Raw genomic sequence first — 14,710 nt, 5'->3', positions numbered from 1 at the left:
TCCCGTCGCCGCCGTAACGGGGGAGAGAGGGGCCGATCCGTCATCCGGGGAGGAAGGGTGGTCGGCACCCGGTGACGTCGGGGACGCGCGATCGACTCTCGAAACGATTCGGTCGGGTCGCGGAAGCCGACTAGCATCGTCGAGTGACCTCTTCGACTCCCTCGAGAGGTGCGGCGATGCGGGCGCTCCTTTCTCTCGCCATCGGCAGTTTCGGCATCGGCATGACCGAGTTCGTCGTGATGGGCCTGCTGCCCAACATCGCCCGTGAACTCCTGCCCGGTGCCTGGGCGGCCTCTCCCGACGACGCGATCGCCCAAGCCGGGTGGCTCATCTCGCTGTACGCCCTCGGGGTCGTCGTGGGCGCGCCGACCATCGCGGGGTCCGTGGCCCGGTTCCCTCGTCACCGCGTCATGATCGTTCTGGCGGCGGCGCTGGCGTTCTTCACGCTGCTGACGGTGATCGCCCCGACGTTCGAGCTGGTGGCGGCGTCGCGCTTCCTCGCGGGACTGCCGCACGGCGCCTACTTCGGCATCGGCGCGCTGGTCGCCGCCGATGCCCTCGGACCGGGCAACCGCGCCAAGGGCGTCGCGTTCGTGCTCACCGGACTGACCATCGCCAACGTCGTGGGCGTGCCGCTGGGCACGCTCCTCGGGCAGCAGGTCGGCTGGCGCGCGGCCTTCGCCGTGGTGACCGCGATCTTCGCCCTCGCGGCGGTCTGCATCGCCGTCTTCGTGCCGTCGCACCCGGGCTCGCCCGGGAGACGTCTGCGCGACGAGCTGCGCGTGTTCCGGATCGGTCAGGTCTGGTTCGCGCTCGGCATCGGAGCGGTCGGCTTCGGCGGCTTCTTCGCGATGTACAGCTACATCGCGCCCATGATCACCGATGTGGCCGGCCAGCCGGAGTGGGCGGTCTCCCTCGTGCTCGTCCTCGTGGGCGTGGGGATGACGGTCGGCAACATCGTCGGCGGTGCACTCGCCGACAAAGACCTCCGCTTCTGGTTGTCCGTGGGGCTGATCGCTCTGGGTGCGGCATCCGTGGGTCTGGCGCTCACGGCGACCTGGATCGTCAGCCTCGTCTTCTTCGCCTTCCTCGTCGCCTTCTGCGGCTCCGCGTTGAGCCCGTCGATCCAGACGCGGCTCATGGACGTCGCGGAGGACAACCAGTCCATCGCGGCCGCCCTCAACCACTCCGCGCTGAACATCGGCAACAGCCTCGGCGCGTTCCTCGGCGGTCTCGCGATCGCCGCGGGGCTCGGCCTCGTGGCCCCCGCGTGGGTCGGGGCGCTGCTGGCCCTGGGCGGGCTCGCGGTGGCGTTCGTGTCGTACCGCGTCGAGGACCGGTCCGGGCGTCATCCCGCGCATCGGATGCCGGCCGCCGAAGCCGCGCAGACCGCCATCACGGGCTCGATCCCGACGCAGCGCTGAGTCCGGCGCCCCCGGGCGGGGCCGAGTGTCCAAGACACGCCGCAACGGCCGACCCGATGCGGCGTGTCCTGGACACTCGATGGGGCGCGCGGCGGGGGCGTGCGGCGGGGTGGGGTGGGGCGGATGCCGGGGGCGCGGCATCCGCGGTGCTCAGGTCGCGAACAGGCGGCGCAGGTGCGTCGCGACGGCGGCGGTTTCGATGAGGAAGCCGTCGTGCCCGAAGTCGCTCGAGAGCACGACGGCGGCATCGCCGTCGAGGGTGTTCGGGATGCCGCGGGCGATGCGGTGCTGTCCGTCGATGGGGAACAGGCGATCGCTGTCGATGCCCAGGACGAGGGTCGTGGCGGTGACGCGGGCGAGGGCGTCTTCGACACCGTCGCGGTCGCGTCCGACGTCGTGGGAGTTCATGGCCTCGACCAGGGTCAGGTAGCTGTTCGCGTCGAAGCGTCGCGTGAACTTGTTGCCGTGGAAGTCGAGGTACGACTCCACCGCGAAGCGGCCGCCGCGCCCGAGCGGGCTGACCCCCGACTGCCAGGAGCGCTGGAAGCGCTGATTCAGCTCGGTCGGGCTCCGGTAGTTCAGCAACGCCATGCGTCGCGCGAGGGCGAGTCCGCGGTGGGGTCCGTCGCCGTCGCCGGCGTCGTAGTACTCGCCGCCCGCGAAGCGCGGATCGACGCGGATGGTGTCGAGCTGCACGGAGTTCAGGGCGATCTGGTCGGCCGTCGTGATCGGCGGGGCCGACAGGATCGCCGAGCGCGCGACGCGGTCGGGGTGGCCCACCGCCCACTCCAGGGCGTGCATGCCGCCCATCGATCCGCCCACGACGGCGAACCACCGGTCGACGCCGAGCGCGTCGGCGAGCGCCGCCTGCGCGGCGACCTGGTCGCGGATGGTGAGGTAGGGGAAGCGCGAGGCCCACTCGTACCCGTCGGGGGCGATGCTGGCCGGACCCGTCGAGCCCTGGCATCCGCCGAGCATGTTGGGGGCGACGACGAACCACCGGTCGGTGTCGATCGCGGCTCCCGGGCCTACGAGGTCGCTCCACCAGCCCGCCGTGGCGTGGCCGGGGCCCGCGGCGCCGCGGACGTGGCTGTCGCCCGTCAGGGCGTGCAGGATCAGGACGGCGTTGTCGCGCGCGGGGGAGAGCTCGCCCCACGTCTCGTATGCGAGGCGCACGTGCGGCAGCGATTCGCCGTTCTCGGTCGTGAAGGGGCCGAACGAGACGAACCGTCGATCGCCGACCGGGTCTCCGTCGCGCCAGGCGCCCGTCGCCGGGGGCCGACCCAGCAGAGACCGCGCATCGGCCTCCGTCACCGGTGCCGAGGGCACGGTGTCTTCGGAGATCTGCCAGTCCATGGCATCCATTCTCTCCGGTGCGCGCGGACGGGCACGGTCTGTTACGACGACGGATGACTCGGATGCCGCTTGTCCAGCCCCCGTCGGCACCCGGGTGGGGTGGTCATGATCCCGGCATGGCGAACTTCCTTCTCATCGCGGCCTCGAGCGACATCGGCCAGGCGACGGCGACACGACTGAGCGACGCGGGACACCACGTCGTGACCACCGCGCGGGACTCCTCGCGCATCGACCCCGACTTCACCCTCGACGCCACCGACTTCGATGCGGTCGACAAGGTCGTGGCCGAGGCGGGGGAGCTCGACGGGATCGCGGTCTTCGCGGGGTCGATGCTGCTGAAGCCTGCGCATCTGACCTCGCGTGCCCAGTTCGACGAGCTCATCGCGGCCTCGCTCACCACCGCGTTCGCCGCGGTGCGGGCGGCCGGCGCGCACATGCGCGACGGTGGGGCGGTGGTGCTCGTCTCGTCGGCGGCGGCGCTGGCGGGCCTGCCCAACCACGACGGGATCGCCGCGGCCAAGGCCGGCGTGATCGGTCTGACCCTGTCGGCCGCCGCGAGCTACGCCGCGCACGGGCTGCGCGTGAACGCGGTGGCCCCGGGGCTCGTGCAGACGCGGCTGACCGAGAAGCTCACCTCGAGCGACATGTCGCGGAAGGTGTCGGAGGCGATGCACCCGCTCGGTCGCCTCGGCGAGCCCGACGACGTCGCGCGCGCGGTGGAGTTCCTGCTCGCCCCCGAGAACGCCTGGATGACGGGGCAGGTGCTCGGGGTGGACGGCGGCCTCGGCAGCCTGCGTCCGCGGCAGAAGATCTGACTCCCGCCGCGCGAGTCGCCGGGATTCGTCGCTTCTCGGCACCCCGAAGCGACGAGTCTCGGCGACTTGCGCGGGTGGGACGCGAACGCCCCGCCCCGGGTCGACCGGGGCGGGGCGTCGCTGCGAGGATCGCTCAGGCGCGGGCGGCCTCCGACAGGCGGCGCGCGGCGGCGAGGGCCTGGTCGAGGTCGGCCTTCAGGTCGGCGATGTTCTCGAGGCCGACCGACAGGCGCACCAGCCCGGGCGTGACCCCGGCGGTCAGCTGCTGCTCGGGGGTGAGCTGCGAGTGCGTCGTGGATGCCGGGTGGATGACGAGGGAGCGCACGTCGCCGATGTTGGCGAGGTGGCTGAACAGGCTCAGCGCGTTGACGAACTCGCGGCCCGCCTCGACGCCGCCCTTGAGCTCGAACGACAGCACCGCGCCGACGCCCTTCGGGGCGTAGTTGTTGGCGGCGGCGTACCAGGGTGAGCTGGGGAGGCCGGAGTAGTTCACGCTTGCGACATCGGGGTGCGACTCGAGCCACTCCGCGATCTCCTGCGCGTTCTGCACGTGACGCTCGACGCGCAGCGAGAGCGTCTCGATGCCCTGGATGAGCTGCCACGCGCTCTGCGGGGCGATGGAGGCGCCGAGGTCGCGCAGCAGCTGCACGCGCGCCTTGATGATGTAGGCCAGGCCGTCGCCGACCGCCTGCGTGTAGACCGCACCGTGGTACGAGGGGTCGGGCGTGGTGAGACCCGGGAAGCGCTCGGAGTGCTCGGACCACGCGAAGGTACCGCCGTCGACGATGACGCCGCCGATCGTGGTGCCGTGACCGCCGAGGAACTTCGTCGCCGAGTGGACGATGATGTCGGCGCCGTGCTCGAAGGGCCGGATGAGGTACGGCGTCGCGATCGTGTTGTCGACGATGAGCGGCACGCCCGCCTCGTGCGCGACGTCGGCGACGGAGCGGATGTCGAGCACGTTGATCTTCGGGTTGCCGATGGTCTCGGCGAAGAAGAGCTTGGTGTTCGGTCGGACCGCCGCGCGCCAGGCCTCGGGGTCGTCCTGGTTCTCGACGAAGGTGGTCTCGATGCCGAGCTTGGCGAGCGTGTACTTGAACAGGTTGTACGTGCCGCCGTAGATGGAGCTCGACGACACGATGTGATCGCCCGCCTGGGCGATGTTGAGCACCGCGAACGTCTCGGCCGCCTGGCCGCTGGCGACGAGGAGGGCGCCGGTGCCGCCCTCGAGGCCCGCGACACGCTGCTCGACGACGTCTTGCGTGGGGTTCTGGATGCGCGTGTAGATGTTGCCGAACTCGGCGAGCGCGAAGAGGTTCGCGGCGTGGTCGGCGTTGTCGAAGACGTACGAGGTGGTCTGGTAGATCGGCGTGGCGCGCGCCTTGGTGACCGGGTCGGGCTGAGCGCCCGTGTGGATCTGCTTCGTCTCGAAACGCCAGTTCTCGGGTGCCGACATGGCTGCTCCTCAGGTTCTGGGGGGCCGAGCGGTCGCCCTGGCCTGCTGCGAGCGTAGACACGGGTGAAATCGCGGGCAACCGCGGAGGAAACGCGCCGTCACACGGCGGTCGCGCCGACTCCCGACGCGAGGCCCTCGTGTGTCGGAGGAGAGCAGTAGCGTGGATGCCATGACGCGACGTGCTGTGGTGACCGGGGCCAGTTCGGGGATCGGGGAGGCGACGGCGCGGCTGCTGCGCGCGCGCGGATGGGACGTCGTCGGCGTGGCCCGCCGCGCGGAGCGTCTCGCGGCCCTCGAAGCGGAGACGGGCGCGGTGGCGCACGCCGCCGACCTCACCGACGCCGACGCGGTCGCGGCGCTCGCCGCCTGGCTCGACGAGACCGGGGGAGTCGACGCTCTCGTGCACGTGGCCGGTGGGGCGCGCGGCAGCGACCGTGTCGAAGACGGCGATCCCGAGGACTGGCGCTGGATGTTCGAGGCGAACGTGCTGTCGGGGCAGCGGCTCGTGGCATCCCTTCTTCCCCTCCTCCGGCGTGCGGCCGACGCGGGCGGGCACGCCGACCTGCTGTTCGTCACCTCCACCGCCGCGCAGACGGCATACCCCGGTGGCGGCGGCTACAACGCGGCGAAGGCGGGCGAGGCCATGCTCGTGCACGCGCTGCGGCAGGAGCTCAACGGCGAACCGCTGCGCGTGATCGAGATCGCCCCGGGCATGGTGCGCACCGAGGAGTTCACCCTCAACCGTCTGGGCGGAGATCAGGATGCCGCCGACAAGCTGTACGAGGGTGTCGAGGCGCCACTGGTGGCCGACGACGTGGCCGACGTGATCGTCTATGCGCTCGACGCGCCGGGTCACGTCAACCTCGACTCGGTGACGATGCGCCCGGTCGCGCAGTCGGCGCAGCACCTGCTGGCGCGGGGCCCCCTGCGCACCCGGTGATGCCGAGTCTCGCGGAATGACCGAGTCGACGACGCTCGACGTCGAGGCGCTTCGCTCCCGCCCGAGCCGTGCGGAGGTCCGGGAGTTCTGGGCGCGGTTCCGGCAGCAGTACCCGCGGGTCCGCGATCCGGAGAGGCGGGGGCGACGGGCTGTCTTCTCCTTCCTCCTGATCACCTCGACGGTCGGTGCGCTGGGGATGGGGGCCACCATCGCGGCGAAGATCCGCGAGGGCGGGTCCGACGAGGTGCGACCCATCTCCCTGTTCGTGTTCTTGTTCGCGGGGGTGTTCGTCTTCAGCGTGTGGGGCATCGTCCGCACCGGCAGGGGACGCACACGCCCCCGCGAACACTGGGCGCTGTCCCGCTTCGCCGACGACAACGGGCTCGCGTACGTCCCGGGGCCGAAATCGGGAACCATGCGCGCCTGGTGGAGCATCACGGGGCACACCGTCTCCCGCGCGATGACGCGCGAGAATGGCGACGGGCGAACGGTCGAGTGGGCGGACTACGAGATCCGCAACGCCACGCGTCGGTTCACCTACCCGCCGGTGGGCGGATGGATCAGGATCGGCCTCCGGCGCCCACTGCCGCACATCATCGTGCGCGCCACTCGGCGCGGGACCCGGGCGTTCGCGGTGGCGGCCGTGCCCGATTCCGGGCAGCGGCTCTCGCTGGAGGGCGACTTCGACGAGCACTTCGACCTGTACTGCCCCGAGGGGTACGAGGCGGACGCGCTCTACCTGTTCACTCCCGACGTGATGGCGCAGGCCATCGACGACGCGGGCGGGTGGGACATCGAGATCGTGGACGATCTGCTCCTGCTCGTGCATCCGCGCGGTGTCGTCACGACCGACCCCGCACGATGGGTCGACGTCATGCGAACGGCCGATGCATTCGTCACGAAGCTCGAGCAGTGGGAGCGCTGGCGCGAGGGGCAGCGGCGAACGGAGCCCGCCGGGCAGGGCTACCGGGGAGACGCCGCGGTGGCGCCCGCCGGTCGGCGTCTGCGGACGTCGTGGGGACTCGCCGCCTGGGTGTCGTTCGGCATCGTCGTGGCGCTCGCCATCGGGTTCTTCGCCCTCGGCCGCCCGTGAGCGGCACAGCGCTCAGCTGACGTCGCCGCGCGCCGCGTGCGCGCCGACCTCGGCCTCCGCGCGATCGGCGAAGGCCACTTCGGGCACGAAGAACAGCAGGACCGCCGCCGCGAACCCTCCCGCCGCGCAGATCGACCAGACGGTCAGGTATCCCGCCAGCGGAGCGGCGGTCGCCGCCACGGCCGATCCCGCGCCCGCCGCGAGAACCACCCCGAACACCGCGGACGACATCGTTCCGCCCACGGTCTTGGTCGTGTTCGTGAGGGCGGATGCCACGCCGGTCTGCCCCCGCGGAGCCGCGGCCGCGGCGGCCGCGGGCATCGCCGCGACGAGCGCCCCCGAACCGAGGCCGGCGATCCCGAGGCACAGCAGCACCTGCCACAGCTCGACGTGGAGGGGGAGCAGCAGCGCGTATCCCGCCCCGACGAGGACCGCCGCGCCGATCAGCACCGCGCGGGGACTCGCGCGCCGCGAGGTCACGGCGAACAGCACCGCCCCGACGATGAGGGACACCAGGTACACCCCGATCACGTTCGACCGGTCGGTGGCGTCCAGTCCCAGTCCGTATCCGAGTGCGCGGTCCGTGCCGGCGTAGGTCGCGAGGGGGCCCTGGGCACCGAGAAGGCTGATTCCCACGAGAAAGGCGGTGGTCTGCACGGGCCACATCTCGGGGCGACGGAGCACGCGGATGTCGACCGCCGGGTCGCTCTGGCGCAGCTCGAACCACACGAACACCGCGAGGAGGGCCACCCCGGCGACGAGCAGGGCGGTGATCGCGAGCGGGCCGGGCCCCTCGGGCAGGCGCACGAACGAGAGCGCACCGGTCACGCACAGGAGCGCGCCGGCGAGGATCGCGAACCCGCCCACGTCGAGGCGGCGCTCGCCGTCGGCTCGCTCCGATTCGGGCACGCCGAGCCAGATGACGACGCAGATCAGGGTGACCACGATCGCGGGGATCGCGAGCGACAGGCGCAGATCGCCGCCGGTCGCGGCGAACAGACGCCCGGCCGCGAGGGCGCCCAGGATCGCGCCGACCTGCAGCCCCACCACGAGCAGTCCCGCGGCCCGGCGCGTGCGCGAGACCCCGTGGGCGGCGCGACGGCCGCGATCGAAGACGAGGGCGATCTCGAGCGGCAGCCACACGACGTAGAAGCCCTGCAGCGCCCACGCGGCGAGGAAGGTGCCGAAGGAGTCGGCGAAGACGAGCCACCAGCTCGCGGCGGCCGTCGCCAGCGCGGAGGCGAGCAGGATGCGCTTGTGCCCGAACATGTCGCCGAGCTTGGCGAGCACGGGCAGCACCAGCGCGGAGAGCAGCAGCTGCGCGGCCTCGAACCAGTTGACGTCGGCGTCGCGGATGCCCAGGTGCACGACGATGTCGGGCAGCAGCGGCACGTAGAAGCCCTGCAGGATGCCGCTGGCCAGCTCGACCAGCACGAACCACCCGATGAGTCCCGCGGTCACGCCGAGGGCGGACGAGCGCACCCTCGCGACCGCGCCGGAGACGCGCGACATGGCGCGAGAGTAGCACCGGCCCTCGAAGCACGTTCGGCGGTGGCGCGCGGCGCCCTCGCCGGCGTGCTATTTTCACTCGTAAACGTGCAGATCTGAGGGAGTACCGTGACGTTCCAAGCGCGACGGCCCTCCGTGCGCGGCGGGGAGGCGGGCCTGCGGGCCGGCATGAGCACCGCCGAGATGCTCGAGCGGTTCGCCCGCCTCAACGGCCTCGATCCGCGCGACGCGATGCAGCATATCGCCGACGCGACCGCGCCGGCGCCCTTCCTGCGCGCCCGACTGGTCGCCGATCGTCTCGCCGCCGAGAGCGGCGCAGCCGGCGGAGCCGTCGACGCGGCGATCGCCGATCCGTTCTTCGACCGGTGGCTGGCGGCGCGCGGCCTCGTCGCCCACCGGGGCGTGACGTGGACGCGCGTGCGGACGCTCGGTCACCACCCGGTCGTGCTGACCCTGGCCGCGATCGCGCGGTTGCGCACCCGCGCCGAGCTCGTACGGCTCGACGACGACCTGCGGCGCGGCTGCGAGGCGCTCGGCGTGGACGTCCTGTCGCCCGGTGCTCCGGCCATGCGTCGGGACGGTCTGCGCGGCTTCTCGCATCCGGCGCGCCCCTGGCAGCAGGCCGGCGTGCACGTGAGCGCGATGCGACCGTGGAGCTGGGTCGAGTGGGAGCGGTTCGCGACGGTGCTGCACCACTACGGCCTCCGTGCCCGGTTCGGGCTCGAGGAGGATCAGGTCGCCCCCACGCCCGGCGTCCCCCTCGTCATCTGGAACCCCACGGCCGCGGCGATCCCCCTGGTGGGCGGGACCGCGGCGACCGTCGAACTCCGCGTGGTCCGTCGCGTCCGCGGCTGAGCGCCGCATCGCGGACGGGCGCCGCCGGCAGCCCGCGGGTGCCAGGCCGACGCCGGGGTCGATCCGGATGCGGCCGAGACTCCTATGTGTGTTAGTTTCTGCTCATAAACAAGCAAAAACAGCAGGAGTCGTGATGTCGAGCACCGTCCTCCCCGCCGTTTCCGACGTGCCCCTCTCGGCCGAGCGACTCGCGCGGGAGAACCTCCCCCTGGCGAAGTACCTGGCGGTCGAGAAGGCGCGGACCGCGCTGCACGTCGACCTCGACGACCTGCTCTCGGCGGCGTACCTGGGCCTGGCCGTGGCATCCCTGGAATACGACCCGGCGCGGGGGGTGCCCTTCGGGGCGTACGCGCGCACGAAGATCACGTGGGCCATCCTCAGCGAGATGCGCGCCGCCGACCCGGCCGGCGAGCGCAGCCGCGACAAGATCGAGCGGGTGCGCGTGGCGACGGAGCTCGTCCGGGTGCGCACCGGACGGCCCGCCACGCTCGCGGAGGTGGCCGCGGAATCGGGACTGGATGCCGAGACCGTCGCGCGCATGCAGCTGCTCGATGAGATGGTGCGCACCGCGACGAGCTTCGAGGCGCGGTTCGAGGGCGACGACGGGCGACAGGCGGCCGACCTCACCGACAGCGTCATCCTGCCCGAGCACGCCGCCGAGCAGGCCGAGACCCAGCGCATGCTCGAGCGCATCGTCGCGGCCCTCCCCGATCAGATGCGGCAGGTGATCCGCGGGGTCTACCTCGAAGAGCGCATGGTCAAGGACGTCGCCCACGACCTCGACGTCAGCCACGCCTACGTCTCGAAGCTGCGCCGCATCGGACTGACCCTCATGCGCGAGGCCCTCGACTCCTGGGAGAACGGCACCGCGCCGGACCGCTCCACCAAGGCCAAGGCGGCGTTCTTCGACGGCGTCTTCGGGCCCGCCGCCGCGGCTCCCGTCGTCGCCGTCCCCGCCTGAGGCGGGGAGAGCACGGAGCAACTGGCGAACGCGCGGGAGAAATCGCGCGGTCTCGGTTACCGCGATGCCGGCCCGTCGCGAAGGTGGGGGATGGAGGGCCACGGACGGCCCCCGCACGGTAATCCCATCCACGGAGGAACAACATGGGTCTTCAGATCGCAACCAACGTCGGTGCTCTCAACGCGTACCGCAACCTGTCGGCCAACCAGGCCGACGTCTCGAAGTCGCTCGAGAAGCTCTCGAGCGGTCTGCGCATCAACCGGGCCGCGGACGACGCCGCCGGTCTGGCCATCTCCGAGGGCCTGCGCTCGCAGGTCAACGGCCTCAACGTCGCCGCGCGCAACGCTCAGGACGGCATCTCGGTCATCCAGACCGCGGAAGGCGCCCTGACCGAGGTGCACTCGATCCTGCAGCGCGTGCGCGACCTCGCGGTGCAGGCGGGTAACGACTCCAACAACGCCGACTCGCGCACCTCGATCAAGACCGAGCTCGACACGCTGGGCGACGAGCTCACCCGTGTCGCGGCCAGCACGAACTTCAACGGCATCAAGCTGCTCTCGGGCGGCGACACCCTGACGTTCCAGGTCGGCGCCGGCTCCACGGCCGCCGAGGACCAGATCGCGGTCGCCCTGACCGACTTCTCGGGTCTCGGTGCGACGGTCAAGGCCCTCGACGTCGATTCGGCAGCCAACGCGCTCACCTCGATCGCCGCCATCGACGCCGAGATCGTGAACGTCTCGACCGCTCGCTCGGGCTACGGTGCCGTGCAGAACCGCTTCGAGTCGACCATCAACTCGCTGCAGGTCTCGGCCGAGAACCTCTCCGCCGCCAAGAGCCGCATCGTCGACACCGACATGGCATCCGAGATGGTCAAGTACACCGCCTCGAACATCCTGCAGCAGGCCGGTACCGCCATGCTCGCGCAGGCGAACCAGTCGGGCCAGGGCGTTCTCCAGCTCCTGCGCTGAGTCGCAGCACTGCTGCCCTCGGGCGCCCGGGCGGGGGAGTTCTCCCGCCCGGGCGCCTTCGCATAACCCCCCATCTCGAGAGAAGGAAGACGCAGGATCATGCAGATCGACGGCATCGCCTCGGGCCTGAAGACCAAGGACCTCATCGACGCCCTGGTCAAAGTCGCGGCGATCCCCAAGACCCTCGTCGCCAATCGGATCACCGATCGCAACAGCGTCATCTCGAACCTCCAGTCGCTCAACACCGCGCTGCAGAGCCTGACCGACAAGGCCAAGGCCGCGGCATCCTCCACCTCCCTCGCCCGGTACACCGCATCGAGCTCATCGGAGGCGGTGACCGTCGTCGCGGGGGAGACGGCACGGGCGTTCTCGACCGACGTCGTCGTCGACACGCTGGCACGGGCGCACGCGGTGGTCACCGCCGCGGGCGACGCGTCGGCGTTCGCCGGTCCCTTCTCGCTGGTCGGAGCGGACCGCACCGTCACCGAGCTCCCGCCGGGTGGTGGATCGGCCGCCGATCTCGCCGCCGCGATCAACGCCGCCAAGGCCGGGGTGACCGCCACGGTCGTGCCCGGCGGGCGCGACGCGCAGGGGGCGGCGCTCTCGCGCATCCAGATCACCTCGACCCGCACGGGTGCGGAGGGCGCGTTCAGCCTGCACCGCGGCACCGCGGCCGAGGTCGCGGCATCCGCGTCGATCGACGTCTCGACCGAGCCGGGCGCGGCCGTGCTCGCGCGGGGGACGGATGCCGTCATCCGCCTGTTCGCCGGGACGGCGGCCGAGCAGGTGGTGACGAGCGCGTCCAACACCTTCACCGGCATCGGGGACGGGATCGACATCACGGTGAAGGCGGTCTCGGCCGACCCGGTCACCGTGACCGTGACGCCCGATGCGAAAGCGCAGTCGGATGCCGCCTCGGCGTTCGTGAAGGAGATCGCGACGCTGCTGACCCGCATCGACAACGGATCGAAGGCGACGGTCGCCGCTCCCGGGAAGACGACCACTCTCGGCGTGTTCACCGGCGACAGCACGGTGCGGTCGCTGCGGGCGGCACTCGCCTCCGCCGTCCAGAGCCCGGTCGACGGGGTCTCGCCCTCGACCATCGGCATCAGCGTCGACAAGGCGGGGGCTCTCTCCTTCGACGCCGACCGCTTCGCCGCGGCCATGGCCGAGGATCCGGAGGCGGTGCAGGCGGTCTTCGCCGCGGTCTCGGCCCGCGTGCAGGACACCACGGCGCAGTACTCCGACAAGTACGACGGCCTCGTCACTCAGCGCATCACAGGCCAGCAGAGCGAGGTCAAGACCCTCGAGAAACAGGTCGAGCGCATGGACCTGCGCCTGGACATGCGGCGGGCGACCCTCGAGCGCACGTATGCCGCGATGGAGGTGCGCCTGTCGGGCCTGCAGTCGCGGTCGGACTGGCTCACCTCGCAGCTGTCGGCGTTGACGCCGTCGTCGAAGTAGTCCCCGCATCCCGTCCCCCGAGAAGGAGAACCCCTCGTGCCCACCGCCCTCGAACGCGCCAAGCAGGAGTACCTGGAGCAGCAGGTCAACGCCGCCACCCCGCAGCGACTGGTGACCATGCTCTACGACCGGCTGCTGGTCGACGTCGAGCGGGCCGCCGCGGCGCAGGCCGGGGGAGATGCGGCATCCGCCGGCACCTACCTCACCCACGCGCAGGCCATCATCGCCGAGCTCAGCGGATCGCTCGACGACACGTGGGACGGCTCCGACGGGCTGAGGGCGCTGTACACCTACATCACCGGGCGCCTCATCGTCGCCAACGTCGCGCGCGACGCCGACGCCACCCGCGAGTGCCGCGACCTCATCGCGCCGCTCCGCGACGCGTGGCACGCGGCGGCCGACGCCATCACGCCGGTCTGACGCCCCGTGTCGACGAACCTCGCGGCGTGGAACCGGCTGCTCGACGCGTTCGAACGATCGCTCGACGCCCCCGACGATCCCGCCGACGGTCCGGTCGAGGAACCACCCGGGCCGCCGCCGCCCGAGGTCGTCGAGCGCGCCCGCCTCGTCCTGGAGCGCCAGCGGGCGAGCATCAGCGGCCTGATGGCGGCGCGCGAGAACGTCGCCCGCGAACTCGCCGCGATCCGACGGATCCCCTCGGTCGCCCCCGACGCACCGGTGTATCTCGACGTGGAGGGGTGACACCCGGTTACGCCGTCGCCGTCGCGTCGCGATAGTCGCGCCAGAGCAGGGATCGCTCGACCACACAGCCACGGATCGGCTCGTTCTTTCGACCGGAGTGCCGCGTGCTCGATTCCGTCACCTCAACCGCCCTGTCCAGCGCGCTGGACGGGCTCGCCCTGCGCCAGCGCTCGATCGCGGAGAACATCGCCAACGTCAACACCCCCGACTACCAGGCCAAGCGCGTGCTGTTCGAGGACCGCCTGCGCAGCGCCGTCGAGAGCGGGGTCGGCGGGGTCGCACCGACGGTGGAACGCTCGCTCGAGCCCACCCGCCGCAACGGCAACAACGTCAACCTCGACACCGAGACGCTGTCGAACATCGACACCGTGCTGCGCTACCAGTTCGCGGCGCAGGCGTTGAGCGGCCAGGCGGCATCCATCACCAAGGCGATCGGGCAGGCCTCGGCATGACGTTCGACACCATCGGCATCGCCGGCACCGGGCTGACCGCGCACCGCAAATGGATGGATGCGCTGAGCGACAACATCGCCAACGTCAACACCGCCACCCCGGCGGGGCAGGACATGTTCCGCGAGAAGTACGTCACCGTCGCCGAGGGCACCCGCAGCCCGGGCGTGTACGTCACGGGCGTGCAGGAATCGACGGCCGAGGGGCGCCTGGTCTACGAACCCGACCACCCGTACGCGAACGAGGACGGGTACGTGCAGTACCCCAACGTCGACCTCGGCGACCAGATGAGCATGCTGATCCTCGCCCAACGCGGGTACCAGGCCAACGCCGCCGTGGTGGACCGCGCGAAGACGACCTACGAATCCGCCCTCCAGATCGGGCGGTCGTGATGAGCACTCCGATCGACCCCGTTGCCGCAGGGGGCGTGAGCCCGCTCGCACCGCTCAGCTTCGAGACGACGCCGGCGCCGTCGGGCGTGGGCGCCACCGCGGGTGCGCAGCCGTTCGCCGTCTCGCTCACGGCGGCGGTGGAGAACCTCCAGCAGCTGCAGTCCACCTCCAACCAGCTCGCCGTGCAGGCGGTCACGGGCGACCTCGACGACATCCACAAGGCCACGCTGGCCTCGTCGCGCGCGGGAGTGACGCTGGACCTGATGGTGGCGGTGCGCGACCGCGGCGTCGCCGCCTTCAACGACATCATGAGGATGCAGGCCTGA

Annotated in this window: 16 protein-coding genes; 13 read left to right on the top strand and 3 right to left on the bottom strand. The window is 71.5% G+C overall.

Going from position 1 to position 14,710, the window contains the following annotated elements:
• Nucleotides 1–176 precede the first annotated feature (176 nt).
• Nucleotides 177–1,424, top strand: a complete 1,248-nt coding sequence (locus RWH45_RS02135; RefSeq protein ID WP_315994580.1) for an MFS transporter — start codon at nucleotides 177–179, stop codon at nucleotides 1,422–1,424.
• Nucleotides 1,425–1,574: 150 nt separating this feature from the next.
• Here RWH45_RS02135 and metX read toward each other — a convergent pair whose 3' ends face one another.
• Nucleotides 1,575–2,780: a homoserine O-acetyltransferase MetX gene (metX, locus tag RWH45_RS02130; protein WP_315993279.1), complete on the bottom strand. Its 1,206-nt coding sequence runs from the start codon at nucleotides 2,778–2,780 to the stop codon at nucleotides 1,575–1,577.
• Nucleotides 2,781–2,896: 116 nt separating this feature from the next.
• Here metX and RWH45_RS02125 point away from each other — a divergent pair, with 116 nt between their 5' ends.
• Entirely contained in the window at nucleotides 2,897–3,595 is a 699-nt protein-coding gene (locus RWH45_RS02125) for an SDR family NAD(P)-dependent oxidoreductase (RefSeq protein WP_315993278.1), read from the top strand.
• 133 nt (nucleotides 3,596–3,728) lie between these two features.
• On the opposite strand, the gene RWH45_RS02120 is transcribed toward RWH45_RS02125, so the two are convergent.
• Nucleotides 3,729–5,051, bottom strand: a complete 1,323-nt coding sequence (locus RWH45_RS02120; protein ID WP_315993277.1) for a bifunctional o-acetylhomoserine/o-acetylserine sulfhydrylase — start codon at nucleotides 5,049–5,051, stop codon at nucleotides 3,729–3,731.
• Between the two features lie 169 nt (nucleotides 5,052–5,220).
• Here RWH45_RS02120 and RWH45_RS02115 point away from each other — a divergent pair, with 169 nt between their 5' ends.
• Both RWH45_RS02115 and RWH45_RS02110 read left to right on the top strand, forming a co-directional pair.
• Nucleotides 5,221–5,991, top strand: coding sequence for an SDR family oxidoreductase (locus RWH45_RS02115; protein WP_315993276.1), 771 nt, complete (start codon nucleotides 5,221–5,223; stop codon nucleotides 5,989–5,991).
• 16 nt (nucleotides 5,992–6,007) lie between these two features.
• Nucleotides 6,008–7,084, top strand: coding sequence for a hypothetical protein (locus RWH45_RS02110; protein WP_315993275.1), 1,077 nt, complete (start codon nucleotides 6,008–6,010; stop codon nucleotides 7,082–7,084).
• A gap of 12 nt (nucleotides 7,085–7,096) precedes the next feature.
• Here the strand turns inward: RWH45_RS02110 and RWH45_RS02105 are convergent, their stop codons facing one another.
• Nucleotides 7,097–8,596: an MFS transporter gene (locus RWH45_RS02105; protein WP_315993274.1), complete on the bottom strand. Its 1,500-nt coding sequence runs from the start codon at nucleotides 8,594–8,596 to the stop codon at nucleotides 7,097–7,099.
• Between the two features lie 105 nt (nucleotides 8,597–8,701).
• Between RWH45_RS02105 and RWH45_RS02100 the strand changes: the two genes are divergently transcribed.
• From RWH45_RS02100 to fliE, 9 genes are all read left to right on the top strand, one after another.
• Complete coding sequence (locus RWH45_RS02100; protein ID WP_315993273.1) at nucleotides 8,702–9,448, top strand: hypothetical protein; 747 nt, start codon at nucleotides 8,702–8,704, stop codon at nucleotides 9,446–9,448.
• A 133-nt stretch (nucleotides 9,449–9,581) separates the two neighbouring features.
• Complete coding sequence (locus RWH45_RS02095) at nucleotides 9,582–10,409, top strand: sigma-70 family RNA polymerase sigma factor (RefSeq protein WP_315993272.1); 828 nt, start codon at nucleotides 9,582–9,584, stop codon at nucleotides 10,407–10,409.
• A gap of 143 nt (nucleotides 10,410–10,552) precedes the next feature.
• Nucleotides 10,553–11,377, top strand: coding sequence for a flagellin N-terminal helical domain-containing protein (locus RWH45_RS02090; protein WP_315993271.1), 825 nt, complete (start codon nucleotides 10,553–10,555; stop codon nucleotides 11,375–11,377).
• Between the two features lie 99 nt (nucleotides 11,378–11,476).
• Nucleotides 11,477–12,841 (top strand): flagellar filament capping protein FliD, encoded by a 1,365-nt coding sequence (gene fliD, locus RWH45_RS02085; RefSeq protein WP_315993270.1) that lies wholly within the window; start codon nucleotides 11,477–11,479, stop codon nucleotides 12,839–12,841.
• Nucleotides 12,842–12,877: 36 nt separating this feature from the next.
• Nucleotides 12,878–13,261: a flagellar export chaperone FliS gene (gene fliS, locus RWH45_RS02080; protein ID WP_315993269.1), complete on the top strand. Its 384-nt coding sequence runs from the start codon at nucleotides 12,878–12,880 to the stop codon at nucleotides 13,259–13,261.
• Between the two features lie 6 nt (nucleotides 13,262–13,267).
• Nucleotides 13,268–13,543, top strand: coding sequence for a hypothetical protein (locus tag RWH45_RS02075; protein ID WP_315993268.1), 276 nt, complete (start codon nucleotides 13,268–13,270; stop codon nucleotides 13,541–13,543).
• Nucleotides 13,544–13,647: 104 nt separating this feature from the next.
• Nucleotides 13,648–13,995, top strand: coding sequence for a flagellar basal body rod protein FlgB (locus RWH45_RS02070; protein WP_315993267.1), 348 nt, complete (start codon nucleotides 13,648–13,650; stop codon nucleotides 13,993–13,995).
• Nucleotides 13,992–14,384 (top strand): flagellar basal body rod protein FlgC, encoded by a 393-nt coding sequence (gene flgC, locus RWH45_RS02065; protein WP_315993266.1) that lies wholly within the window; start codon nucleotides 13,992–13,994, stop codon nucleotides 14,382–14,384. Before RWH45_RS02070 ends, flgC begins: the two co-directional genes overlap by 4 nt.
• Entirely contained in the window at nucleotides 14,384–14,710 is a 327-nt protein-coding gene (gene fliE / locus RWH45_RS02060) for a flagellar hook-basal body complex protein FliE (protein ID WP_315993265.1), read from the top strand. Before flgC ends, fliE begins: the two co-directional genes overlap by 1 nt.

This window comes from Microbacterium galbum, assembly GCF_032464915.1.
GTDB classification, from domain to species: domain Bacteria; phylum Actinomycetota; class Actinomycetes; order Actinomycetales; family Microbacteriaceae; genus Microbacterium; species Microbacterium galbum.
The sequence above is the reverse complement of the archived record's forward strand: the minus strand, read 5'-3'. Positions and strand labels throughout refer to the sequence as shown.

Coding starts and splice junctions, on each gene's coding strand:
- fliD (WP_315993270.1), top strand. CDS start 11,477: ATGCAGATCGACGGCATCGCCTCGGGCCTGAAGACCAAGGACCTCATC.
- RWH45_RS02120 (WP_315993277.1), bottom strand. CDS start 5,051: ATGTCGGCACCCGAGAACTGGCGTTTCGAGACGAAGCAGATCCACACG.
- metX (WP_315993279.1), bottom strand. CDS start 2,780: ATGGACTGGCAGATCTCCGAAGACACCGTGCCCTCGGCACCGGTGACG.
- RWH45_RS02095 (WP_315993272.1), top strand. CDS start 9,582: ATGTCGAGCACCGTCCTCCCCGCCGTTTCCGACGTGCCCCTCTCGGCC.
- RWH45_RS02105 (WP_315993274.1), bottom strand. CDS start 8,596: ATGTCGCGCGTCTCCGGCGCGGTCGCGAGGGTGCGCTCGTCCGCCCTC.
- RWH45_RS02110 (WP_315993275.1), top strand. CDS start 6,008: ATGACCGAGTCGACGACGCTCGACGTCGAGGCGCTTCGCTCCCGCCCG.
- flgC (WP_315993266.1), top strand. CDS start 13,992: ATGACGTTCGACACCATCGGCATCGCCGGCACCGGGCTGACCGCGCAC.
- RWH45_RS02125 (WP_315993278.1), top strand. CDS start 2,897: ATGGCGAACTTCCTTCTCATCGCGGCCTCGAGCGACATCGGCCAGGCG.
- RWH45_RS02135 (WP_315994580.1), top strand. CDS start 177: ATGCGGGCGCTCCTTTCTCTCGCCATCGGCAGTTTCGGCATCGGCATG.
- RWH45_RS02090 (WP_315993271.1), top strand. CDS start 10,553: ATGGGTCTTCAGATCGCAACCAACGTCGGTGCTCTCAACGCGTACCGC.
- fliE (WP_315993265.1), top strand. CDS start 14,384: ATGAGCACTCCGATCGACCCCGTTGCCGCAGGGGGCGTGAGCCCGCTC.
- RWH45_RS02115 (WP_315993276.1), top strand. CDS start 5,221: ATGACGCGACGTGCTGTGGTGACCGGGGCCAGTTCGGGGATCGGGGAG.